The 22,403-nt window shown below is 71.7% G+C and carries 22 protein-coding genes and 1 riboswitch; of the genes, 11 read left to right on the plus strand and 11 right to left on the minus strand.

The window, feature by feature from the left end; all coding sequences use genetic code 11:
- Positions 1 to 191: 191 nt before the first annotated feature.
- Positions 192 to 1,493: an NYN domain-containing protein gene (locus AB0F71_RS04235; protein ID WP_360228943.1), complete on the minus strand. Its 1,302-nt coding sequence runs from the start codon at positions 1,491 to 1,493 to the stop codon at positions 192 to 194.
- Positions 1,494 to 1,782: 289 nt separating this feature from the next.
- Positions 1,783 to 2,046, minus strand: coding sequence for a hypothetical protein (locus tag AB0F71_RS04240; protein ID WP_360227893.1), 264 nt, complete (start codon positions 2,044 to 2,046; stop codon positions 1,783 to 1,785).
- Positions 2,047 to 2,276: 230 nt separating this feature from the next.
- Between AB0F71_RS04240 and AB0F71_RS04245 the strand changes: the two genes are divergently transcribed.
- Both AB0F71_RS04245 and AB0F71_RS04250 read left to right on the plus strand, forming a co-directional pair.
- Entirely contained in the window at positions 2,277 to 3,059 is a 783-nt protein-coding gene (locus AB0F71_RS04245) for a rhomboid family intramembrane serine protease (protein ID WP_360227896.1), read from the plus strand.
- A gap of 42 nt (positions 3,060 to 3,101) precedes the next feature.
- Complete coding sequence (locus AB0F71_RS04250; RefSeq protein ID WP_030240061.1) at positions 3,102 to 3,383, plus strand: Lrp/AsnC ligand binding domain-containing protein; 282 nt, start codon at positions 3,102 to 3,104, stop codon at positions 3,381 to 3,383.
- Positions 3,384 to 3,386: 3 nt separating this feature from the next.
- On the opposite strand, the gene AB0F71_RS04255 is transcribed toward AB0F71_RS04250, so the two are convergent.
- The 3 genes from AB0F71_RS04255 to AB0F71_RS04265 form a co-directional block, all read right to left on the minus strand.
- A complete protein-coding gene (locus AB0F71_RS04255) occupies positions 3,387 to 4,751 on the minus strand; it encodes an aminotransferase class V-fold PLP-dependent enzyme (protein WP_360227899.1) in 1,365 nt (454 codons plus the stop codon).
- 52 nt (positions 4,752 to 4,803) lie between these two features.
- Positions 4,804 to 4,921: riboswitch (SAM riboswitch) on the minus strand.
- A 245-nt stretch (positions 4,922 to 5,166) separates the two neighbouring features.
- Positions 5,167 to 6,243 (minus strand): anthranilate phosphoribosyltransferase, encoded by a 1,077-nt coding sequence (gene trpD, locus AB0F71_RS04260; protein ID WP_360227902.1) that lies wholly within the window; start codon positions 6,241 to 6,243, stop codon positions 5,167 to 5,169.
- Between the two features lie 119 nt (positions 6,244 to 6,362).
- The gene (locus AB0F71_RS04265; RefSeq protein WP_360227904.1) at positions 6,363 to 6,788 is read right to left on the minus strand and encodes a hypothetical protein; all 426 of its coding nucleotides are present in this window, start codon (positions 6,786 to 6,788) and stop codon (positions 6,363 to 6,365) included.
- Between the two features lie 406 nt (positions 6,789 to 7,194).
- Between AB0F71_RS04265 and AB0F71_RS04270 the strand changes: the two genes are divergently transcribed.
- The 5 genes from AB0F71_RS04270 (at position 7,195) to AB0F71_RS04290 (ending at position 12,015) form a co-directional block, all read left to right on the plus strand.
- Positions 7,195 to 7,815: a heme-copper oxidase subunit III gene (locus AB0F71_RS04270; RefSeq protein ID WP_360227907.1), complete on the plus strand. Its 621-nt coding sequence runs from the start codon at positions 7,195 to 7,197 to the stop codon at positions 7,813 to 7,815.
- A 187-nt stretch (positions 7,816 to 8,002) separates the two neighbouring features.
- On the plus strand, positions 8,003 to 8,812 hold the full coding sequence (locus tag AB0F71_RS04275; RefSeq protein ID WP_360227909.1) for a cytochrome c: 810 nt from the start codon (positions 8,003 to 8,005) through the stop codon (positions 8,810 to 8,812).
- An 8-nt stretch (positions 8,813 to 8,820) separates the two neighbouring features.
- A complete protein-coding gene (locus AB0F71_RS04280) occupies positions 8,821 to 9,873 on the plus strand; it encodes a Rieske 2Fe-2S domain-containing protein (RefSeq protein WP_360227912.1) in 1,053 nt (350 codons plus the stop codon).
- Entirely contained in the window at positions 9,870 to 11,528 is a 1,659-nt protein-coding gene (locus AB0F71_RS04285; RefSeq protein ID WP_360227915.1) for a ubiquinol-cytochrome c reductase cytochrome b subunit, read from the plus strand. Before AB0F71_RS04280 ends, AB0F71_RS04285 begins: the two co-directional genes overlap by 4 nt.
- 115 nt (positions 11,529 to 11,643) lie before the next feature.
- Positions 11,644 to 12,015: a GntR family transcriptional regulator gene (locus tag AB0F71_RS04290; RefSeq protein ID WP_360227918.1), complete on the plus strand. Its 372-nt coding sequence runs from the start codon at positions 11,644 to 11,646 to the stop codon at positions 12,013 to 12,015.
- A gap of 222 nt (positions 12,016 to 12,237) precedes the next feature.
- Here the strand turns inward: AB0F71_RS04290 and AB0F71_RS04295 are convergent, their stop codons facing one another.
- From AB0F71_RS04295 to coxB, 4 genes are all read right to left on the minus strand, one after another.
- Positions 12,238 to 13,494, minus strand: a complete 1,257-nt coding sequence (locus AB0F71_RS04295; protein WP_360227920.1) for an Ig-like domain-containing protein — start codon at positions 13,492 to 13,494, stop codon at positions 12,238 to 12,240.
- A 179-nt stretch (positions 13,495 to 13,673) separates the two neighbouring features.
- Positions 13,674 to 14,096 carry a cytochrome c oxidase subunit 4 gene (locus tag AB0F71_RS04300; RefSeq protein ID WP_360227923.1) on the minus strand — a complete coding sequence of 141 codons (423 nt, stop codon included), beginning with the start codon at positions 14,094 to 14,096 and terminating at the stop codon, positions 13,674 to 13,676.
- A complete protein-coding gene (ctaD, locus tag AB0F71_RS04305; protein ID WP_360227925.1) occupies positions 14,096 to 15,871 on the minus strand; it encodes a cytochrome c oxidase subunit I in 1,776 nt (591 codons plus the stop codon). The genes AB0F71_RS04300 and ctaD overlap by 1 nt, the downstream gene beginning before the upstream one ends.
- Complete coding sequence (gene coxB, locus AB0F71_RS04310; RefSeq protein WP_360227928.1) at positions 15,868 to 16,722, minus strand: cytochrome c oxidase subunit II; 855 nt, start codon at positions 16,720 to 16,722, stop codon at positions 15,868 to 15,870. Before coxB ends, ctaD begins: the two co-directional genes overlap by 4 nt.
- Positions 16,723 to 17,091: 369 nt before the next feature.
- Between coxB and AB0F71_RS04315 the strand changes: the two genes are divergently transcribed.
- Positions 17,092 to 18,510 (plus strand): aminotransferase class V-fold PLP-dependent enzyme, encoded by a 1,419-nt coding sequence (locus AB0F71_RS04315; protein ID WP_360227931.1) that lies wholly within the window; start codon positions 17,092 to 17,094, stop codon positions 18,508 to 18,510.
- A gap of 10 nt (positions 18,511 to 18,520) precedes the next feature.
- Here AB0F71_RS04315 and AB0F71_RS04320 read toward each other — a convergent pair whose 3' ends face one another.
- Positions 18,521 to 19,495, minus strand: a complete 975-nt coding sequence (locus tag AB0F71_RS04320; protein ID WP_360227934.1) for a carbohydrate kinase family protein — start codon at positions 19,493 to 19,495, stop codon at positions 18,521 to 18,523.
- Positions 19,496 to 19,807: 312 nt separating this feature from the next.
- On the opposite strand from AB0F71_RS04320, the gene AB0F71_RS04325 reads away from it, so the two are divergent.
- The gene (locus tag AB0F71_RS04325; RefSeq protein WP_360227937.1) at positions 19,808 to 20,017 is read left to right on the plus strand and encodes a hypothetical protein; all 210 of its coding nucleotides are present in this window, start codon (positions 19,808 to 19,810) and stop codon (positions 20,015 to 20,017) included.
- Between the two features lie 91 nt (positions 20,018 to 20,108).
- A complete protein-coding gene (locus AB0F71_RS04330; protein ID WP_360227940.1) occupies positions 20,109 to 20,801 on the plus strand; it encodes a hypothetical protein in 693 nt (230 codons plus the stop codon).
- A 105-nt stretch (positions 20,802 to 20,906) separates the two neighbouring features.
- Here AB0F71_RS04330 and erpA read toward each other — a convergent pair whose 3' ends face one another.
- The gene (erpA, locus tag AB0F71_RS04335) at positions 20,907 to 21,260 is read right to left on the minus strand and encodes an iron-sulfur cluster insertion protein ErpA (RefSeq protein WP_030061066.1); all 354 of its coding nucleotides are present in this window, start codon (positions 21,258 to 21,260) and stop codon (positions 20,907 to 20,909) included.
- A 244-nt stretch (positions 21,261 to 21,504) separates the two neighbouring features.
- Here erpA and AB0F71_RS04340 point away from each other — a divergent pair, with 244 nt between their 5' ends.
- Positions 21,505 to 22,368 (plus strand): GNAT family N-acetyltransferase, encoded by an 864-nt coding sequence (locus AB0F71_RS04340; protein ID WP_360227943.1) that lies wholly within the window; start codon positions 21,505 to 21,507, stop codon positions 22,366 to 22,368.
- Positions 22,369 to 22,403: the final 35 nt, after the last annotated feature.

Genomic DNA, 22,403 nt, shown 5'->3' on the forward strand with positions numbered 1-22,403 from the left:
TCCTTCTTCCATCGGACTCACCTGATCAGGTGAGATTCCGGAAAATAGGTTTGACGCCAGACCCTAGTGAAGATCTACCCGTTTTGCCACTCCCCCGAAGGCGTGAACTCCGGTTCCCCCACTGACTTCACCGGATCCGCACACCCGCACGGAAACCCCACTGACCTGCCGTCACCGCCTCCGGCCCCAGCTCAGGGCCGGGCCAGCCGGTTCAGCAGCAGCACCGAGGCCACCGGGCGCGCACCCGCCTTCCGCACGCCCTCCGCGACCTCCCGGTCGGTGGAGACCACCACCACCGGGCGGCCCTGCGGCTCGGCCCGGACCAGACGGCGGATCAGCTCGTCCGCGGTCTCGCCGGTCCGGCTGAACCGTACCCGGACCCCGCGCGGCGGCGCCATGATGACCGGTACGTCCAGGTCCTGCCCGTCGAACACACAGGTGACCTCCGCCTGGGTGCGCTGGGCCAGCATCGCCAGCCCGCCCAGCAGCCGGATCCGCTGCTGCTCCAGCGGCAGCGCCGGATACCCGGTCTTGGTCACGTTGTAGCCGTCCACCACCAGGTGCACCTGCGGGATCGCCAGCAGCTGGTCCAGCAGCGCCGGGTCGTCCTCGGCCAGGCCGCGCCGGGCCACGTCGTGCGGCGAGGCCGCCCCCGGCACCACCGCCTCCACCAGGTCCGCCGGGCGGATCTGGGAGACCGGCAGGGCCAGCTCCCGCTGCAGGCCCTGCGCCGACTGCAGCACGGTGTCCAGCAGCAGCCGCAGCCGCATGTCCTCGACGCTGCGGCCCTCCCGGGCCGAGCGGCGGCCCTGCTCGACCGCGGTCTCCAGTTCGGACACCCGGTGCCGCAGCCGCCGCGCCTCGGACTCGGCCGCGCTGCGCTCCCCGGCGGCCTGCGCCCTCGCCGCCTCCAGCTCCCCGGTCACCCGCCGGGTCTCGGCCTGCGCCCGCCGGGTGTCGCTCTCCAGCGACCGCACCTTCTTGCGCAGCGACTCGGCCTCGCGCCGGACGCCCTCGAACTCCGCCCGCTGGCGCTCCAGGTCCGCGCGCGCCGCGGCCCGCACCTCGGCCAGCTCGGCCTGGAGCTTCTCCACCAGCCGGGAGGCCTCCGCCGCCGCGTCCTCGGCGCCGGCCCGCTCGGCCTCCTCGCCCGCCTCGGCGACCAGTCGGCTCCAGCCGGGCGAGCGCACCAGGTAGGCGGCGGCGGCGACGTCCATCGGATCGGCGGCGCCGGGGACGGTCCCCGACTCCAGCGCCTTCACCAGGTCCGGCTGGCCCAGCCGCAGCCGCTCCGCTATCCGCACCCGGAAGGCCGGCTCGGACTCCAGCGCCGCCGCCAGCGCGGTGGCCGCGTACTTGGCCCGCCGCGCGGGGGTGAACTTGACGTACTGACGCAGGCTCTGCGGCAGCTCCCCGGGCGGCAGCCCGCCCAGCGCGTCCGAGGCCAGCCCGACCACCCGCCGGCGCACCCCCTCGGGTAGCGGCCGGTCCAGCTTCTCGGCCGCCCGCTCGGCACCCGCACCGGCCGGGGCCGCGCCGGGGCCCTCCGGGAGCTCGGTCTCGGACGGGCCCGGCTCGGCGGCCGGCTCCGGTGCCGGCGCAGCGGGCTGAAGCCCCTGCGCTTCGCCGGGCTCCCTCGCTGCGTCCACCACGTCCTCGGCTCCGATCCTGGTCCAGCGGGTGCGGCCGCGGCCGCCCCTGTCGTCACGCTCCGTGCGTCTTGTCTGTATTGTCCCGTGCGGTGGACGGCGGCGTCGCGCACCGCCCACCGCACCGGCGGGGTCAGCCCTGCGCGGCGGGGGCCTCCACGCCCTCGGCGCCCGGACGGGCCACCAGCTCGACCTGGTCCACCGCGTTGCACCAGCGGCAGCGCACCGACTCCACGGTCTCGCTGTGCACCTCGGTCTCCTCGACCCGGGATTCGCCGGCCAGGTCGAAGTGCAGGAACTCGGTCACCCGCGCGGAGCGGGTCACGTCGAAGCGGGTGAGGTTGCCGCACAGCGTGCAGCGCCAGCGCGTCTCGGCGGTCGGAGCGGCGACGGTCATCGGGGGGTCCTCTCGGCTGGTCCCTGGGCGGGCGAGGCGCTCCCCCCGGAGCCCCGGCGTCGGCGGCGGGAGGCGGGAATGCCCGCCCCAAGCCTATTGCCTGGGGCAACCACCAGGACCACCGGTCAGCCGAGATGACCGGAGCCCGTCCCGCCCCGCCGGACGGCCCAGTAGTCCACCTGCCGTAAACCGCCGTGTCACCTGCCGCGCCCGGAGGGATGCTTGGCCGCATGGCGCTCACGGCCCCCGACCACACCGACGCGCGGGACGGCCGCCCGGCGCTGCCCGCCCCGGCGGTCACCTACGCCCTGATCGCGGTCAACACCCTGGTCTTCCTGCTCGGCCCGGCGGCCGGCCTCAACCCCCTGTACGGCACCGGCCAGACCCGGATCTGCGCCGAGCAGCGGTACGAGCAGCGCTGGGGCGCCGTCCCCGCCGAACTGCTGACCGGCCACCCGCTGACCGCCGGGCAGCTGGCCGAGGCCCCCGACCCGGTCCCCGGCTGCCCCGCCGCCCCCACCCCGGGCAAGCACCCGGCGGTGTCCGCCCTCACCGGCCTCTTCCTGCACGCCGGCTGGCTGCACCTGCTGGGCAACCTGCTCTTCCTGCACGTCTTCGGCCCGACCGTGGAACGCCGGGTCGGCCGGGCCAGGTACCTCCTCTTCTACCTGGCCGCCGGCTGCACCGCCTCGTACGGCTTCGCACTCGCCGAGTCGCACGCGCCCGACTCCACCCGGGTTCTGATCGGCGCCTCGGGCGCGATCTCCGCCGTGCTCGGCGCCTACCTGCGCTTCCACCCGCGGGCCCGGGTGACCACCCTCGTCCCGCTGCTCCTCTTCCTCCCGCTGCGCTTCCCGGCCTGGCTGGTGCTCGGCCTCTGGTTCGCCCTGCAGTGGTGGTCGGTGCACTCGGCCGGGCCCGGGGTCGCCTACCTGGTGCACGTGATCGGCTTCTCGGCGGGCTTCCTGTACGCCTGCACCGTGGTCGGCCACCCCCCGAGACGCCCCGGCTGAGGCCCGATACGCTGGCCGCACCCGCATCAAGGAGCCCGAACTGTGATCACCGCCATCGTCCTGATCAAGACCAGTGTCGACCGCATCCCCGAGATCGCCGAGGCCATCGCCGCGATCGAGGGCGTCAGCGAGGTGTACTCGGTGACCGGCGGATACGACCTGGTGGCGATGGTCCGGGTGCGCCGCCACGACGACCTGGCCGAGGTCATCCCGGGCCGGCTCAACAAGGTCCCGGGTGTGGCCCACACGGAGACCCAGATCGCCTTCCGCACCTACTCCCAGCACGACCTGGAAGCGGCCTTCGCCCTCGGCCTGGACGAGTAGGACTCAGCCCGCGCGGCGCGTGTCGGCGACGCAACGGCCGCCCTCGTTGCGGTAGTTCCACGCCGCGCCGTCCGTGACCAGCTCGCGGACCGCGGCCAGGAAGCGCTCGACGTGCTCGTCCGGCGTACCGGCCCCGAAGCTCACCCGGATCGCGTTCAGGCTGCGCTCACCGGGCAGCGAGGGCTCGGGCGCCCCGCACTCGGAGGGCGCCGAATCCTCGTCACCGAGCAGGGTGCGCACCAGCGGGTGCGCACAGAACAGTCCGTCGCGCACGCCGATGCCGTACTCGGCGGACAGCGCGGCCGCGAAGTGCGAGCTGTTCCAGCCGCGGACGACGAAGGACAGCACGCCCACCCGGGCCGAGCCCGCCCCGAACAGGTTCAGCACCCGGACCTCGGGGATCTCCGCCAGCCCCGCCGTCAGCCGCTCGACCAGCTCCCGCTCCCGGGCCTCCAGCGCGTCGAAGCCGGCCTCGGTGAGCGCCCGACAGGCCGACGCGATCGCGTAGGCGCCGATGACGTTCGGCGAGCCGGCCTCGTGCCGGGCCGGGCCGGTGTGCCACTGCACCGCCACCGAGCCGTCCAGCTCCCGGGCCACCGTCCGGGTCGCCCCGCCGCCGGCCAGGTAGGGCTCGGCCGCGTCCAGCCAGTCGGAGCGGCCGGCCAGCACCCCGGCGCCGAACGGCGCGTACAGCTTGTGGCCGGAGAAGGCGATCCAGTCGACGCCCAGCTCGCGCACCGAGACCCGGTGGTGCGGGGCCAGCTGGGCGGCGTCCAGCACCACCCGGGCGCCGTACCGGTGCGCGGTCCCGGTCAGTTCGGCGACCGGCCACAGCTCGCCGGTCACGTTGGAGGCGCCGGTGACGCACAGCAGCTTCGGGCCCTCCGGCGCCGCGGCCAGCGCCTCCTCCAGCGCGGCCACCGCCTCGGCCCGCGAGCGCGGCGCCCGCAGGTAGCCGACCTCCAGCCCGGCGTGCGCCCACGGCAGCAGCGAGGCGTGGTGCTCGGTCTCGAAGGCGAACACCCGGGTGCCGGCCGGGACGGCGGCGGCCAGCAGGTTGAGCGAGTCGGTGGTGGCGCGGGTGAAGACCACCTGGTCGCCCTCGCGCAGGTCGAGGAACTCGGCGACGGTCCGGCGGCTCTGCTCGAACAGGTCGGTGGACAGCTGGGAGAGGTAGCCGGCGCCGCGGTGCACGCTGCCGTAGTAGGGGGCGTAGGCGGCGACGTCGTCCCACACCCGCTGGAGCGCCGGCGCGCTGGCCGCGTAGTCGAGCGCCGCGTAGCCGACCTTCTCACCGCTGACGAGCGGGACCTCGACGTCGTGGCCGAGGACGGCGAGCGGGGCGCTGGTTCCGAGGGAGAGGGACATGGGGATGCACTCCTTCACGGGGTAAGGGACCCCGGGAGTGCAGATCGTCCGGTGTCCGCGCTTGTCGCGCGGACGGCTTGCCCGGCGACCCGGTCCTCACCCAGGGCACCCCGCCACGGACGGAGGGTTGCCGGACAGCCAGCTGGGGCTTGGCGCTGTCACTCATGACCTGGCGAAGACTCTAGGTCGGGCACGTCGGACGGTCAAACAGGCATCCACCATCCGGACGGTGTCTTCGCCCGCTCGCCTCCGGGGCGCTCGGACCCGGCGCCGACGCTCGTCGCTCCGGCGCTCGTACCTCGCTTGTCGCTCCTCGACTTTCGACACCGGCGCGCCCCTTCGGCTCGGGGCGGGTACATCGAGGCGGGCACGAAGGGCCCGTGCCGACGGATCGGCACGGGCCCCAACTACCGCCTCAGATCCGGCTGGTGGCCTCCGACCAGCGCCGCAGCAGGTCCTGCGCCCGGCCGGAGTCGATCGCCTCGGCCGCCCGCGCCATGCCCGCCGCGAGCTGCTCCGCCAGCGGGGCGTCGCCCAGGTCCAGTGCGACCAGCGCCGCCGCCGTGTTCAGCAGGACGGCGTCCCGCACCGGCCCGCGCTCCCCGGTCAGCAGCCGGCGCGCGACCTCGGCGTTGTACGCGGCGTCGGCCCCGCGCAGCGCCTCGATGCCGACCAGCTCGATGCCGACGTCCCGCGGGTCGAAGGTGGTCTCGGTGACCACGCCGTCGCGCACCAGCCAGACCCGCGAGGTGGTGGTGATGGTCAGCTCGTCCAGCCCGTCGTCGCCGCGGAACACCAGCGCGGTCGCCCCGCGCCGGGCGAGCACCCCGGCGATCAGCCCGGCCAGCCGGGTGTCGAAGCAGCCGATCGCGTGCGAGGTGACCCTCGCCGGGTTGGTCAGCGGGCCGAGGATGTTGAAGGCGGTGGGCACCCCGAGGTCGCGCCGCGCGGTGGCGGCGTGCCGCATCGAGGGGTGGAACTTCGCCGCGAAGCAGAAGGTGAGCCCGACCTCCTCGGCCACCTGGGCCACCCGCCGGGAGGAGAGGTCCAGCGCCACCCCGAGCTTCTCCAGCACGTCCGAGGAGCCGCTGGAGGAGGAGGCCGCCCGGTTGCCGTGCTTGACCACCTTGGCCCCGGCCGCCGCGGCGACGATCGCCGACATGGTCGAGATGTTGACGGTCTTCGCCCGGTCCCCGCCGGTGCCGACGATGTCGACCGCCGGGCCGGGGATGTCCAGCGGCTCGGCGTGGTCGTACATCGCGTCCACCAGGCCGGCGATCTCGTCGACCGTCTCACCCTTGGCCCGCAGCGCCACCATGAACCCGGCCACCTGGACGGGGGACGCCTCGCCGCTCATGATCCGGTCCATCGCCCACGCGGTGGACGAGCGGTCGAGGTCCTCCCCCTTCAACAGCGCCGCCAGGAGGTCCGGCCAGGTGCGGACCACCTGCGCGGGGTCGGTACCACCGTTCGCAGGGTTCACGTTCACCATGGCTGACTCCAGCTGTTGTCGGTTCCCCCGCGAGGGGGGACGTCCGTACGGATGGAGCCAGCCTATCGAGCGGCGGGGCGCCTACGGCGCCCTCATCTCCAGTACTGAGACGGCACCGCTCAACGCGTGGCCGGGGCCCGCTTGGCCATCCGGGCCCGCAGCAGGGTGGCGACCGCCTCGGCCAGCGCCACCGGGTCGACCGGGCGGGAGATCGCGGCATCGGCCCGGCTCCAGGCGGCGAGCCAGGAGTCCTGCGGCCGGCCGATCAGCACCAACACCGGCGGGCACCCGTAGATCTCGTCCTTGAGCTGGCGCCCGAGGCCGAGGCCGCCGGCCGGCACCGCCTCGCCGTCCAGCACGCAGAGGTCGACGCCGCCCTTCTCCAATGCCTTGAGCACCGCGGGGGTGGTCGCGCATTCGAGGTAGGACAGCTCCGGAAGATCCTCGGCAGGGCGACGGCCGAGCGCCGTCAGCACCTGCTCGCGGGTGTTGCGGTCGTCGCTGTAGACGAGGACGGTGAGCGTCTCGTCGGTCGTGTACGCCATGGACCCTGCTCCCTCAAGTGTGATCCGGACCACGTTCACCTGATCCGGATGCTACTCCCGTTTCCCCCGTCGCCGGTCCCCCTCGCGCACGTTCCCCCTCAAGCCGCCGCGCCCGTGACTCACCCGCTCGGAGGACGGCCCGTCACCCGGACCCGCCCGGACCCGCCCGGTCCACCCGGACGGCCGTGCGGCGTCCCGTCCCCCTACGGCACGGCACTGGGCCGACCGTGCAACGACGCGCCGGGCAACGGGGTCGCGGGCCCCTCCGAGGAACCGTCAGAAAAGGGACACGCCGCTGCTCAGCCTCCGTCCGGACCCCCCGTCGCCCGTCAAGCGGGCATACCGCACGCACCGGACACTCCGAGGGACACCCCCCGACGTGAAGACGGAATAAGGGACCGACATAATGTCCGTCGTGGCGACAGCAACAGCAACAGAAACCGGGCACGCGCACGGATCGGTCAATCGACCGAACATGGTCAGCGTCGGAACGATCGTCTGGCTCAGTTCCGAGCTGATGTTCTTCGCGGCCCTCTTCGCGATGTACTTCACGCTCCGCTCCGTCAAGGGAGCCGAGTTCTGGGCCGAGAAGGCGCACGCCCTCAACGTGACGTTCTCCTCGGTCAACACCACGATCCTGGTGCTCTCCTCACTCACCTGCCAGCTCGGCGTGTTCGCCGCCGAGCGCGGTGACGTGAAGAAGCTCCGCGGGTGGTTTGCCCTGACGTTCTTCATGGGCGCGATCTTCATCGGCGGACAGGTCTACGAGTACACCGAGCTGGTCAAGAACGACGGCCTCTCGCTGTCCTCGGACCCGTACGGCACGGTGTTCTACCTGACCACCGGCTTCCACGGTCTGCACGTGACGGGCGGTCTGATCGCCTTCCTGCTGGTCCTGGGACGGACGTACGCAGCCAAGCGCTTCACGCACGAGCAGGCCACCGCCGCGATCGTCGTGTCCTACTACTGGCACTTCGTCGACGTCGTGTGGATCGGCCTGTTCGCGACCATCTACCTGATCAAGTAACCAGCTGATCAGGTCGCTGGCCACCGGCAGCGGCCCCCGCCCTCACCGGCGACGGGCCGCTTCTGCCGGTGCCGACGCTCCCACCGACCGACCGCGCGCGCAGCCTTGGACAGGCAACCTCGTGCCGGCCAGACCGGCCGCCGGGTGCACCCACCAGTCGACCAGATCCTGACACCGGGGTTATTCCGTGAAAAAGCTCTCCGCACGACGGCGCCACCCATTGGCGGCGCTGGTCGTCCTACTTCTCGCCCTGGCGGCAACCGGGGGGCTGTACGCCGCGTTCGCGCCCGCCGACAAGGCGCAGGCCGACGTCGCCGCGCAGTCGCTCGCGATCGATGAGGGCAAGAAGCTCTTCGCCGTGGGCTGCTCCTCCTGCCACGGCCTGAACGGCCAGGGCAGCAGTGACGGTCCGAGCCTGGTCGGCGTGGGCTCCGCCGCTGTCGACTTCCAGGTCGGCACCGGTCGCATGCCGGCCCAGCAGCCCGGTGCCCAGGTGCCGCGCAAGAAGGCCATCTACAGCCAGAGCGAGATCGACCAGCTCGCCGCGTTCGTCCAGTCGCTCGGCCCCGGCCCGACCACGCCGGACGCGAAGCAGTACACCTCGACCAACCCGGACGACATCTCCAAGGGTGGCGAGCTGTTCCGCACCAACTGCGCCCAGTGCCACAACTTCGCCGGCCAGGGCGGTGCCCTGACGAAGGGCAAGTACGCCCCGTCGCTGGAGGGCGTGGACGCCAAGCACATCTACGAGGCCATGCAGACCGGCCCGCAGAACATGCCGTCGTTCCCGGACAGCACCATGCCCGAGGAGCAGAAGAAGCAGATCGTGGCCTTCGTCCGCCACACCACCAACGATGAGCCCAACCCCGGCGGTCTCACCCTGGGCAGCCTCGGTCCGGTGACCGAGGGCCTGTTCGGCTGGATCTTCGGCCTCGGCACGCTCATCGCGGTCGCGATCTGGGTCGCCGCCCACACCACCAAGGCCAAGAAGTCATGAGCCACGACATGTCAGAAGAGAAGCTCCCGGAGCCGCACGGCTCCGCCGGCGAGGTGGCCGACCACGGCAACCCGTTCGCCGACCCGGGCCTGCCGGCCCACGAGCCCCGTCGCACCGACATCGACGAGCGGGCCGCCAAGCGGGCCGAGCGTCAGGTCTCGCTGATGTTCGTGGTCTCGATGCTCGCGACGATCGGCTTCATCGCCTCGTACGTGGCCATCGACCCGGACAAGATCGTCTACATCTTCCCGCTGGGCCACGTCAGCGCGCTGAACTTCGCGCTCGGCCTGACCCTGGGCGTCGCGCTGTTCATGATCGGCGCGGGCGCGGTCCACTGGGCCCGCACCCTGATGTCGGACGTCGAGCTGCCCGCCGAGCGTCACCCGATCGAGGCCTCCGACGAGGTCCGCAACGACGTCATCGAGCAGTTCAAGACCGGTGCCGCCGAGTCCGGCTTCGGCCGCCGCAAGATGATCCGCAACACCCTCATCGGGTCGATGGCGCTGGTCCCGCTCTCCGGCGTGGTCCTGCTCCGCGACCTGGGCCCGCTGCCGGAGAAGAAGCTCCAGGAGACGGGCTGGAAGGAGGCCACCCCGGCCAAGCCGCTGCAGCTCGTCAACATGAGCACCATGCAGCCGATGAAGCCCGAGGACCTCGTGATCGGCTCGCTGACCTTCGCGATGCCGGAGGGCCTCACCACGCACGACGAGGACTTCCAGCAGCGCATCGCCAAGGACGCCCTGATGCTGGTGCGCATCGCGCCGGAGGACATCAAGGACGACAAGTCCAAGGAGCTGGGCTTCGAGGGCATCCTCGCCTACTCCAAGATCTGCACCCACGTCGGCTGCCCGATCAGCCTGTACGAGCAGCAGACCCACCACGCGCTCTGCCCCTGCCACCAGTCGACCTTCGATCTGGCGGACGGCGCGCGCGTCATCTTCGGCCCGGCCGGCCACCCGCTGCCGCAGCTGAAGATCACCACTGACGACAAGGGCAACCTGATCGCCACCGGCGACTTCGAGAAGCCTGTCGGCCCGAGCTTCTGGGAGCGTGCTCGATGAGTAGCGCGAGCAGCACCAAGACCGGTGCCGCCAAGCCCTCCAGCACGCGCGCGAACCCCGCCAACAAGTGGGAGTCCGCGGCTGACTGGACGGACGGCCGGCTGGGGATCTACTCCCTCGCCAAGGCCAACCTGCGCAAGATCTTCCCGGACCACTGGTCCTTCATGCTGGGCGAGATCTGCCTCTACACCTTCGTCATCATCATCCTGACCGGTGTCTACCTGACGCTGTTCTTCAAGCCGTCGATGGCCGAGGTCGTCTACAACGGCTCGTACGTGCCGCTCAAGGGCATCGGGATGTCCGAGGCGTACGCCTCGACGGTGGACATCAGCTTCGAGATCCGCGGCGGTCTGCTGATCCGCCAGATCCACCACTGGGCCGCCCTGGTCTTCGTGGCCGCGATGCTCGTGCACATGATGCGCGTGTTCTTCACGGGCGCGTTCCGCAAGCCGCGCGAGATCAACTGGGTCTTCGGCTTCCTGCTGCTGGTCCTCGGCATGTTCGACGGCTTCTTCGGCTACTCGCTGCCGGACGACCTGCTGTCGGGCACCGGTATCCGCTTCATGGAAGGCGCGATCCTCGCGGTCCCGCTGGTCGGCACCTACATCCAGATGTTCCTGTTCGGGGGCGAGTTCCCCGGCCACGACATCGTGCCGCGGTTCTTCACCATCCACGTCCTGCTGATCCCGGGCATCATGCTCGGCCTGCTGGTCGCGCACCTGATCCTGGTCTTCTACCACAAGCACACCCAGTGGGCGGGCCCGGGCAAGACCGAGAAGAACGTCGTCGGCATGCCGCTGATGCCGGTCTACATGGCCAAGGCCGGTGGCTTCTTCTTCCTGGTCTTCGGCATCATCGCCGCCATCTCGGCGATCGCCACGATCAACCCGATCTGGGCGTACGGCCCGTACCGTCCGGACCAGGTGTCGACCGACGCCCAGCCCGACTGGTACATGGGCTTCTCCGAGGGTCTGATCCGCGTCATGCCGGGCTGGGAGATCAGCCTGTGGGGCCACACCCTGAACCTGGGTGTCTTCGTCCCGCTGATGATCTTCCCGCTGGTCCTGGTCGCGATCGCGGTCTACCCGTTCATCGAGGGCTGGATCACCGGCGACAAGCGCGAGCACCACATCCTGGACCGCCCGCGCAACGCCCCGGTCCGCACCGCCCTGGGTGCCGCCTGGATCAGCCTGTACCTGGTGCTGCTGGTCGGTGGTGGCAACGACCTGTTCGCCACCCACCTGCACCTGTCGATCAACTCGATCACCTACTTCGTGCGCGCCGGCTTCTTCGTGGTGCCGGTCATCACCTTCATCGTCACCAAGCGCTGGTGCCTCGGCCTCCAGCGCCGTGACAAGGAGAAGGTGCTGCACGGCCGCGAGACCGGCGTCATCAAGCGCCTGCCGCACGGTGAGTTCATCGAGGTGCACGCCCAGCTGCCGCAGAAGGACCTGCACACCCTCACGGCGCACGAGCAGAACCAGCCGGTCGAGCTGCCGGCCCAGACGGACGAGAACGGCGTGGCCCGCAAGGCCGGCGCGCTCACCCGCACCCGGGCCAAGCTCTCCCGCGGCTTCTACGGCGAGGGCAGCCAGATCCCCAAGCCCACCGCCGAGGAGCACCACGAGATCACCAGCGGCCACGGCCACCACTGATCCCGTACGCACCCGCGTCATCCCGAGGGCCGCTGACCAGAGTTCATCTGGTCGGCGGCCCTCGGGCTTTGCCTCCATCGCCAGCCCCGCACCCGCCGCGCCCCAGGAGCCACCCGTGCAGCTGTCCGTCGACCCCGCCGCCGCCACTCCCCCGTACGAGCAGATCCGCGCCCAGATCGCCGAGCAGGCCCGCTCCGGCGCGCTGCCGACCGGGCTGCGGCTGCCCACCGTCCGGGCCCTCGCCGAGGAGCTGGGGCTGGCCGCCGGAACGGTCGCCCGGGCCTACAAGGAGCTGGAGGCGGACGGCGTGGTGGAGACCCACGGCCGGCGCGGCACCCTGATCGCGGCCGCCGGGGACGCCGCCCACCGGCTGGCCGCCGAGGCCGCCGCCGAGTACGCCGAACGCGCGAGCCGGCTGGGCCTGTCCCACCCGGACGCCCTGGCCGCCGTGGTCACCGCCCTGGGCCTGGCCTACCCCGAGGCCTGAGGGCCCTCCCGAGCCACCGGAGGTGCCCTAGGGCGTGTCTGACAATTCGCGTCGGATCAGCGCGCGGCGTTGGGGTGCGTGCATCGCAAGGCGGAGGAGGGAGTCCATGCGGAGCATCGGCGACCGACGACAACGCGGCGAGGTGCGCTTGTGCCCTGGGGGTACCTCCCGGCCGAAGGCTGGGGGAGCGTCGCGCGCCCGGCGGGAATTGTCAGACACGCCCTACACCTCGGGCCGCATCATCCCCGCGGCGGGGGCCTGGCCGGCCGGGACGGTGGTGCTGAGGGGCTGTCCGAGGGCGCTGTGCTTGACCCAGTCCGTCCAGGAGACGTTCCAGTCCCCGAAGCCGTTGCCGAAGGGCTCCATGGTGGCGCCGCGGCTGTTCACCACCGTCACCAGGTCCCCCACCCGGGTGTTGTCGTAGAACCACTTGGCGTTGTCGGTGCTCATCCCGGTACAGCCGTGGCTGACGTTCTCGTAGCCCTGCGAGCCGACCGACCAGGGCGCCGCGTGGACGTACTCGCCGCTCCAGGTCACCCGGGTGGCCCACAGCACCTCGAGGTCGTACGCCTCGGAGCTGCCGGCCGCTATACCGATCGTCTCGCCGTTCATCCGGACGGAACGCTCCTGGCCGAGCACCACCTTGATGCCGTTGCGGGTGTCGAAGCCGGGCTTGCCGGTGGTGACCGGGATGCTCCGGACCGCCTCGCCGTCACGCTTGAGGGTGAGTTCGTGGGCGGCCGCGTCGATCACCGACTCGACCCGCGCACCGATCCGCAGCCGCAGTGCGCTGCGGTCGCCGCCGTAGAGGCCGTCCGAGATCCGGCTGCCGGTGCCCTCGAAGGCCAGCGAGACGGTCGTTCCGGCCGGCCAGTAGTCCTCCGGGCGGAAGTGCAGGTTCTTGTCGTCCACCCAGTACCAGGCGCCGGTGACGGCCGGTTGGGAGGTCACGGTCAGCGCCCGTTCGACCTCCTGGCGGGCCTGGGGGTCCTTCACCGGCTCGGAGAGCTGCACGGTGAGCGGCTGGCCCACCCCGTAGACGCCGCTGCCCGAGGAGTCCGGGCCGAGCTTGGCGGTGAGCAGGCGCTGGGCGGCCAGGGTGGAGAAGTTCTGGGTGGTGTCGCCGCGCCCGTTCCGGCCGTCGTCGGCGGAGATCCGCACGGTGTACGCGGTGTTCGCCTTCAACCGGCCGGTGGTCTGCCAGCTGTGCTGGTCGTCGGCGAGCTTGCCCTCCACCACCCGGCCGTCCGGGCCGACCACGGTGACGTCGGTGAGCCGGCTGCCCGCCACCGCGGTGACGGTGACCGGCTTGGAGGGGTCGACCTTGTCCTCGGCCGAGAGGTGGACGAGGGGGCCCGCGTCGATCCGGTGCGGCCCGGCGGCCTCGTCCCCGCCGGAGGAGCAGGCGGCCAGCGGGGCCAGTACTGCCAGGGCCAGCGAGATACTGCCGATGCCTGCGATTCCGCGCCTGTCGGCCATGACCGCCTCCGAGGGGTTCGCACGATTCGTACGATTGATCAGATCGTAGGAACACCCTGGAACGAGCGACATCCGAGCGGCCCCGCGTTCACCCGGGGGAGTGAGTCGGTCACCCCCGGGACGCAGCAGGGCCGGTCCTCCCCTTGCGGGAGGACCGGCCCTGTCGCCGGAGGCGGAACCTACTGGTTCTGGTTCTCGCCCCGGTAGAACTCGAAGACCCATCCGAAGATGCCGATCAGGATGATCGGGGCGGCCCAGAACATCAGCCACCAGCCGAAGATCACGCCCAGGAAGGCCAGCGCGCCACCGAGCGCCAGCGAGAGCGGCTGCCAGCTGTGCGGGGCGAAGAAGCCCAGCTCGCCGGCGTCGTCCGCGACCTCGGCCTCGGGGTTGTCACCCGCGCCGCTGTCCACCCGGCGGGCGGTGAAGGCGAGGTAGTACCCGATGAAGGCGCAGAGGCCGAAGGCCAGGAACAGCGCGGTGGTGCCCGCCGCCTCCAGGCCCGGGCCGTCCTTCGCGTTGTTGGTCCACAGGCCGTACGTGATGGCCATCGCCAGCACGAAGACCGACAGGCCCAGGAAGATCTTTCCCTGTTCCTTCATCAGGCGTCACCCTCCTGCTTGCCCTTGCTGAGCTTCGGGGCGTCGTACTTCGCCGGGGTCACACCCGCGAGGTGCTTGGCCGGCTCGCCGTGGTTCTCCAGGTAGTCCAGCGCGGCGATCTCCGGGTGGTGGAGGTCGAAGGCCGGGGATTCGGAGCGGATCCGGGGCAGGGTGAGGAAGTTGTGCCGCGGCGGCGGGCAGGAGGTCGCCCACTCCAGGGAGCGGCCGAAGCCCCACGGGTCGTCCGCGGTGACCTTCTCGCCGTACTTGGCGGTCTTCCAGACGTTGTAGAGGAACGGCAGGATCGACAGGCCGAGCACGAAGGAGCCGATGGTCGAGACGGTGTTCAGCGTGGTGAAGCCGTCCGAGGCCAGGTAGTCGGCGTAGCGGCGGGGCATGCCCTCGGCGCCGAGCCAGTGCTGCACCAGGAAGGTCGTGTGGAAGCCGAAGAACAGCGTCCAGAAGGTGATCTTGCCGAGGCGCTCGTCCAGCATCTTGCCGGTCATCTTCGGCCACCAGAAGTGGAAGCCGGCGAACATCGCGAAGACGACGGTGCCGAAGACCACGTAGTGGAAGTGGGCGACGACGAAGTACGAGTCCGAGACGTGGAAGTCGATCGGCGGCGAGGCCAGCAGGACACCGGTCAGACCACCGAAGAGGAAGGTGACCAGGAAGCCGACCGTCCAGAGCATCGGCGTCTCGAAGCTCAGCGAGCCCTTCCACATGGTGCCGACCCAGTTGAAGAACTTCACACCGGTCGGGACCGCGATCAGGAAGGTCATGAAGGAGAAGAACGGCAGCAGCACCTGCCCGGTGACGTACATGTGGTGCGCCCACACCGTCACGGACAGACCGGCGATCCCGATGGTGGCCGCGATCAGGCCGGAGTAGCCGAACATCGGCTTGCGGCTGAAGACCGGGATGATCTCCGACACGATGCCGAAGAACGGCAGCGCGATGATGTACACCTCGGGGTGGCCGAAGAACCAGAACAGGTGTTGCCACAGCATCGCCCCGCCGTTGGCGGGATCGAAGACGTGGGCCCCGAACTTGCGGTCCGCCTCCAGGGCGAACAGCGCGGCGGCCAGCACCGGGAAGGCCAGCAGGACCAGCACCGAGGTCAGCAGGACGTTCCAGACGAAGATCGACATCCGGAACATCGTCATGCCCGGAGCGCGCATGCAGATGATCGTGGTGATGAAGTTGACCGCACCGAGGATCGTGCCGAAGCCGGAGAAGGCCAGACCCATGATCCACATGTCGCCGCCGACGCCGGGCGAGTGCACCGCGTCCGACAGCGGGGAGTAGGCGAACCAGCCGAAGTCGGCGGCGCCGTTCGGGGTCAGGAAGCCGCAGACCGCGATGGACGAACCGAAGAGGTACAGCCAGTACGCGAACATGTTCAGACGCGGGAAGGCCACGTCCGGGGCACCGATCTGGAGCGGCATGATCCAGTTCGCGAAGCCCGCGAACAGCGGGGTCGCGAACATCAGCAGCATGATCGTGCCGTGCATCGTGAACGCCTGGTTGAACTGCTCGTTCGACAGGATCTGGGTCCCGGGACGAGCCAGCTCGGCGCGCATGACCAGGGCGAGGATGCCACCGATCAGGAAGAAGGCGAACGACGTGCCCAGGTACAGGGTGCCGATCGTCTTGTGGTCAGTGGTGGTCAACCACTTGATGATGGTCGAACCCGGCTTGCGGGTCCGCTGCGCCCCGACCGTGACGGCCTCGGCGCCCCCGCCGGCCGCGGCGGGCTCGTTGAGGATGGTCACTTCTCTTCACTTCCCATGCTGATGAGGCCGGAAGGCACCGCACCGTTCTGGCCCTTGGCGCGAAGGTCGGCCAGGTGCTTGTCGTAGTCGGCGCGGTCGACGACCTTGACGTTGAACAGCATGCGCGAGTGGTCGACGCCGCAGAGCTCGGCGCACTTGCCCATGTAGTCGCCCTTGACGGTCGGGGTGACCTCGAACTTGTTCACCACGCCCGGCACGACGTCCATCTTCATCATGAAGTTGACGGGCCAGAAGTCGTGGATCACGTCACGAGAGGTCAGCCGGAACTGCACCGTCTCGTTGACCGGCAGCCAGAGCGTCGGAACGTCCTTGGGCGTACCGACTTCGTACGCGGCGTCCTTGTTGGCCGGGTCGGGGGTCTCGGTGTTCTCGTAGTTGAACGCCCAGCTCCACTGGAAACCGACCACGTTGACGTAGTGCTGCGGCTTCGCGGAGACATGCGTCAGCTTCGCCTCGTCGCGGGCGACGAAGTAGAAGAGGACCGAGACGATGATGATGGGGACCGCGGTGTAGAGCGCCTCGATGGGCACGTTGTACCGGGTCTGCGGGGGGATCTCCACGCCGGTGCGCTTGCGCCGGTGGAAGACCACGCTCCAGATGATCAGACCCCACATCAGTACGCCGACCACCAGCGCCGCGATCCAGGAGCCCTGCCACATCTGGAGGACCATGGGTCCTTCCTTCGTGACCGGACTCGGGAGGCCAAGCCTGGGGAGGTCGTTGGCCGAGCAGCCGGTGGCGGTCGCGATGACGAGGCCCAGTGCCAGCGCCTGAGGCAGCTTCCGCCGCATCGTGCGCCGCGGCGAGCGGTCGGAGCCGTTGGGACTCACGTAGCGCCTTCCCGAAGTCTCGCCCGCCTTCGCGTCGCACCGGGAGGGGAGTGTGAGCCCCTCCGGCGACCCGTCCACGGGCACGGTTTGAATGCTTATGCGGGCCAAACCCTACTCCAGCCTTATGCGCTCCTGACGGGCAGCCCCCGGTAACGCGCCGCCCGGTCGCCCGATCAGGCCCGGCAGGCGCTGCGTCGCAGGTCATCCCAGGCATTCGAGGTCCTTACGCCCGTTCGGGGGATGACCTCGAACAACGCGGGTGACGGTCCGTCGGTACCGGACGAAGCGGACATTCGGGGTGATCGACTGACGGCCGGTGAGCAATTCGGACCGAGCCCCAGGGGTCCGGGTGTGTCGTTAAATGTGACCGTGTACTTCGACGTGGCTTCGACGGCCCCTCTGCACCCCGTCGCGCGGCAGGCCCTGACCGCCGCCCTGGACGAGGGCTGGGCCGATCCGGCCCGGCTGTACCGCTCCGGCCGGCAGGCCCGGATGCTGCTGGACGCCGCCCGCGAGACGGTCGCCGCCGTCCTGGGCGCGCGGCCCGACGAGATCTCCTTCACCGCGAGCGGGACGCAGGCCGTCCAACTCGGGCTGCTGGGCGCCCTGGCCGGGAACCGGCGGCGCGGCGGGCACCTGGTGCACTCCGCGGTGGAGCACTCCAGCGTGCTGCACGTCGCCGAACGATGGGGGTCCCCCCGGCCGGAGGCCGGCGGAGGAGCCGGCGGCGGCGAGGTCTCGGTGGCCCCGGTGGACCGCACCGGGCGGGTGGAGCCGCAGGCCTTCGGCGCCCTGCTCCGGACCGACACCGCGCTGGCCGCCCTGCAGAGCGCCAACCACGAGGTGGGCACGATCCAGCCGGTCGGCGAGGTCGCCGAACTGTGCGCCGCGGCCGGGGTACCGCTGCTGGTCGACGCCGCGCAGAGCGCCGGACGGATGGACGTCCCGGCGGGCTGGTCGCTGCTGACCGCGAGCGCCCACAAGTGGGGCGGGCCACCCGGGGTCGGGGTCCTCGCCGTGCGCAAGGGCGTCCGGTACGCCTCCCCGCTGCCGGCCGACGAGCGCGAGGGCGGGCGGGTGCCCGGCTACGTCAACGTCCCCGCGATCGTGGCCGCGGCCGCCTCGCTGCGCGCCGTCCGGGCCGAGGCCGAGCAGGAGAACGCCCGGCTGCACGCCCTGGTCGAGCGGATCCGCAGCCGGGTGCCGCAGCTGGTGCCCGAGGTCGAGGTGGTCGGCGACCCGGTACGGCGACTGCCGCACCTCGTCACCTTCTCCTGCCTGTACGTGGACGGCGAGGTGCTGCTGACCGAGCTGGACCGGGCGGGCTTCGCGGTCTCCTCCGGCTCCTCCTGCACCTCCTCGACCCTGACGCCGAGCCACGTGCTGGCCGCCATGGGCGTGCTCACCGAGGGCAACGTCCGGGTCTCGCTGCCGTACGGGACGGCCGAGGCCGACGTGGAGCGCTTCCTCACCGTGCTGCCGGAGGTGGTCGCCGGGGTGCGCGCCCCGCTCGGGCTGGACCTGCCGGCGCCGGCGGGCGCCGCCGGGCCCCTGCTCGTCATCGACGCGCTCGGCAAGCGGTGCCCGCTGCCGGTGATCGAGCTGGCGAAGCGGATCGGCGAGGTGCCGGTGGGCGGCACGGTCGCCGTGCTGGCGGACGACGAGGCGGCCCGGCTGGACGTCCCGGCCTGGTGCGGGATGCGCGGCCAGGAGTACGCCGGGGAGGCCCCGGCCGCCGACTACGGCGGCGACCGGGGCGCGGCCTACCTGGTGGTGCGCCGCTCCTGAGCGGGGACCACTAGACCAGGTGGGTGCGGATCTCCGCGGCGGCCTCGGCCCCGTAGGCGTCCTCGAACCGCTTCAGGAAGGCGGCCGGGCGCAGGTCGTACTCCTGGGTGCCGACGGTCTCGATCACCAGGGTGGCGAGCATGCAGCCGAGCTGGGCGGCGCGCTCCAGGTCGAGGCCCCAGGACAGGCCGGACAGGAAGCCGGCCCGGAAGGCGTCGCCGACGCCGGTCGGGTCGACCTTGGCCTCCTCGGCCGGGCAGCCGACCACGATCGGGGCCTCGCCCTTGCGCTCGATCCGGACGCCCTTGCTGCCCAGGGTGGTGACCCGGGTGCCGACGCGGGTGAGCAGCTCCTCGGCGTCCCAGCCGGTCTTGGACTCGATCAGCGCGGCCTCGTACTCGTTGGTGAAGAGGTACGAGGCGCCGTCCACCAGCTCGCGGATGTCCTCGCCGTCCAGGCGGGCCAGCTGCTGGGAGGGGTCGGCGGCGAAGGCGTAACCGCGGGTGCGGCACTCCTGGGTGTGGCGGACCATGCCCTGGGGGTCGTCGGCGCCGACCAGGACGAGGTCGAGGCCGCCGACGCGGTCGGCGATCGGCTTGAGCTCGATGTTGCGGGCCTCGGCCATGGCACCGGTGTAGAACGAGGCGATCTGGTTGTGGTCCTCGTCCGTGGTGCACATGAAGCGGGCGGTGTGCCGGGTCTCGGAGATGTGGACGGAGTTGCAGTCCACGTTGTTGCGCTCCAGCCAGCTGCGGTACTCGGCGAAGTCCGCGCCGGCGGCGCCGACCAGGATCGGCCGGAGCCCGAGCACGCCCATGCCGAACGCGATGTTCGGCGCGACGCCGCCGCGGCGGATGTCCAGGGCGTCGACCAGGAAGGACAGCGACACGGTGTGCAGCTGCTCGGCGACGAGCTGGTCGGCGAACCGACCGGGGAACGTCATCAGGTGGTCGGTGGCGATCGAGCCGGCGACGGCGATGCGCACGGGGGTCTCCTCAGGATGGCGACAGGGCCAGCGGGGGCGAATGAACCCACCCACGGTACCCGTCCGGCACAGCCCGCCAGCAATAGTCCCGCAAGCTGCCGGTCGCCTTCCCTGCCATGGTGGCACCCGGGACCCTCGAACGTGTACTACCTCCGGGTAGCACTGGTGGGCCCACCGGGCCGGGCCTAGGGTCGGCCCCATGGAGCCCCGCCGCGACCGGGCGGGCCCCGTCGTCGACCGCGGTGATGCGGCCGCGGCCCTTGAACGGCCCTTGAACGGTTCTTGAACGGTTCTTGATCGGAGCGATGCCCGATGATGTCCGACCGATTCCCCCCGAGCGCCCGCCGGGCCGACGCGGACGCCGAGACCCTCGACGCGCTGGTCCGCTCCTCCCGCCGGCTGCGCCGGTTCTGGCCGCTGGTGACGGCCGGGCCGGAGCCCGCCGCCCCCGCGTCCGTCGGCGTCCGGGTGCCGTCCGGGGCGCAGCGGCTGGTCGCCGGGATGGCCGAGTACGGCATGTGAGGACCGGGGAACCGGATCCGACCGGGGCACGTCACATCCGCGCGGTGCGGCCGAGGAGGCGGCGCCGCTGAGCCCTCGGGAGGATGTGCAGATGGATCTGGAGACGATGCCCCGCCGCGGTCGGCGGGCGGTGGCCCTGGCGGTGGCCGCGCTGGCGGCGGTGGTGACCCTGGCCGGTTGCGGCGGCGACGGCAAGGGCTCCGGGGACTCGGCGGCGAGCAGCGCCACGGCCTCCGCGAGCAGCTCGGCCTCGCCGAGCGGTTCCCCGACGGCCCCGTCGGCCCCGGCGGACTCCGGCTCGCCGTCCGCGCCGGCGCCCGCAGGGGCCCCGTCGGGCAAGGCGACGCCGACCCCGGCCGAGCCCGCACCCGGGCGGCCCACGACACCGGCCACTCCCCCGGCCAACGGGATCGCCCCCGGTGAGCCCAACCCGGCCGGTGGCGGCCCGGCCAACTCCAACGTCCGGCCGCCGACCGGCTACCGGCTGGACGGCAGCAACAAGCTGACCGTCTACTTCTTCGGCGGGGTCTGCACCACGTACGCGGTGAAGGCGGACGAGTCGCAGCCGAACCAGGTGGGCGTGGTGATCGTGCCGGGCCCGCCGACCGTCCAGCCCGGGCACGTCTGCACCGCGATGGCCAAGCGGCAGGCCGTCTCCGTCGACCTGCGCTCGCCGCTGGCCGGGCGGACGGTGGTGGACCGGACGAGCGGCCAGGAGGTGCCGCTGGAGGGCGACGCCCACGCGGGCCCGGACCCGGTCACCCCGGACGGCGCCGCGCGCTAGCGGCCGGTGCCGGACAGCAGCCGGTGCCGGACACGATGGAACGCGGAAGGCGGCCCCGGGGAGATCCCCGGGGCCGCCTTCCGCGTTCGAGACCCGCCGTCAGGCTTAGCTGAACGAGTCGCCGCAGGCGCAGGAGCCGGTGGCGTTCGGGTTGTCGATCGTGAAGCCCTGCTTCTCGATGGTGTCGACGAAGTCGACGGTGGCGCCACCCAGGTACGGGGCGCTCATCCGGTCGGTGACGACCTTGACGCCACCGAAGTCCTTGATCACGTCGCCGTCGAGCGAGCGCTCGTCGAAGAACAGCTGGTAACGCAGGCCGGAGCAGCCACCGGGCTGGACGGCGACGCGCAGCGCGAGGTCCTCGCGGCCTTCCTGCTCCAGCAGGGCCTTGACCTTGGCCGCGGCGGCATCGGTGAGGAGGATGCCACTCTCGACGGTGGTCTCGTCCTGGACGGTCATCTGCTTTCTCCCGGTCTTGACGACGGTCTGCCGCCAGTGCCAACCACCGACCGCCCGGATTCATTTCCCGGACGGCGGGGGATTTCTACGGCCTGTTCGACGGCTGGTTCTCCGTGGGCCGGGCGCGTCACCCGGGCCTCTACGCTCCCCATGCTCGCACAACCGGGGCGGACCGGGCACCGCCCGCGTCACGGATCCGGTCGAACGGGCCCCACGGCCGCCCGCCGGACGCCAGGATGGCGGCATGATCCTTCGCCAGGTCAGGGACACCGCAGCGGACGCGGAGGCCGTCCAGGAACTGTCCCTCGCCGCGTTCGCCGGACCGTCCGACGACCCCGCCCGACCGGCCCGACCGACGCCGCTGCAGCTGGCCCGGACCAGACACCTGGCGCGCACCGACCCCGGCGGCTGCTGGCTGGCGGAGAGCGGCGGGCAGGCGGTCGGGGTGGTGCTGTCGATGCGCCGCGAGGGCCTGTGGATGCCCTCGCTGTTCGCCGTCCGGCCGTCCGCCCGGGACCGGGGGGTCGGGCCGCTGCTGTTCGAACGGGCCCTCGCGCACGCCCGGGGCTGCCTGCGCGGGATGGTCTGCGCCTCCGACTCCCCCGCGGCGGCCCGCCGCTACCGGCTGGCCGGCTTCACCCTGCACCCGGCGATGCGGCTGACCGGGCGGGTGGACCGGGACGGGCTGATCGACCCCGGCGACATCCCGGTGCACCGCGGCAACGCCACCCACCTGCACCTGCTGGACTCGGTGGACCGGCGGCTGCGCGGGTCCGCGCACGGCCCGGACCACGAGCTGATGCTCGGCCACTTCGAGGAGCTGCTGGTCGCCGACGCGCTGGCCGGCAGCGGCTACTGCTACCGGGACGGCGGCACGGTGCGGCTGCTGGCGGCCACCAGCAAGCGGATCGCGGCCCGGCTGCTGCGCGAGGCGCTGGCCCGGGTGCCGGACGGGACCGAGGCCCGGGTGGAGTACCTGACCGCCGAGCAGGAGTGGGCGCTGGACGTCGGGCTGGAGGTCGGGCTGACGCCGGAGACCGGTGGCTTCGTCGGGGTGCGCGGGATGCGGCCGCCCGCGCCGTACCTGCCCAGCGGGGCCTTCCTGTAGCCCGGCGGGAACGCGTACGGCCCCACCGGGGGCGG

The sequence above is a fragment of the Kitasatospora sp. NPDC028055 genome, assembly GCF_040637885.1.
Lineage (GTDB): Bacteria > Actinomycetota > Actinomycetes > Streptomycetales > Streptomycetaceae > Kitasatospora.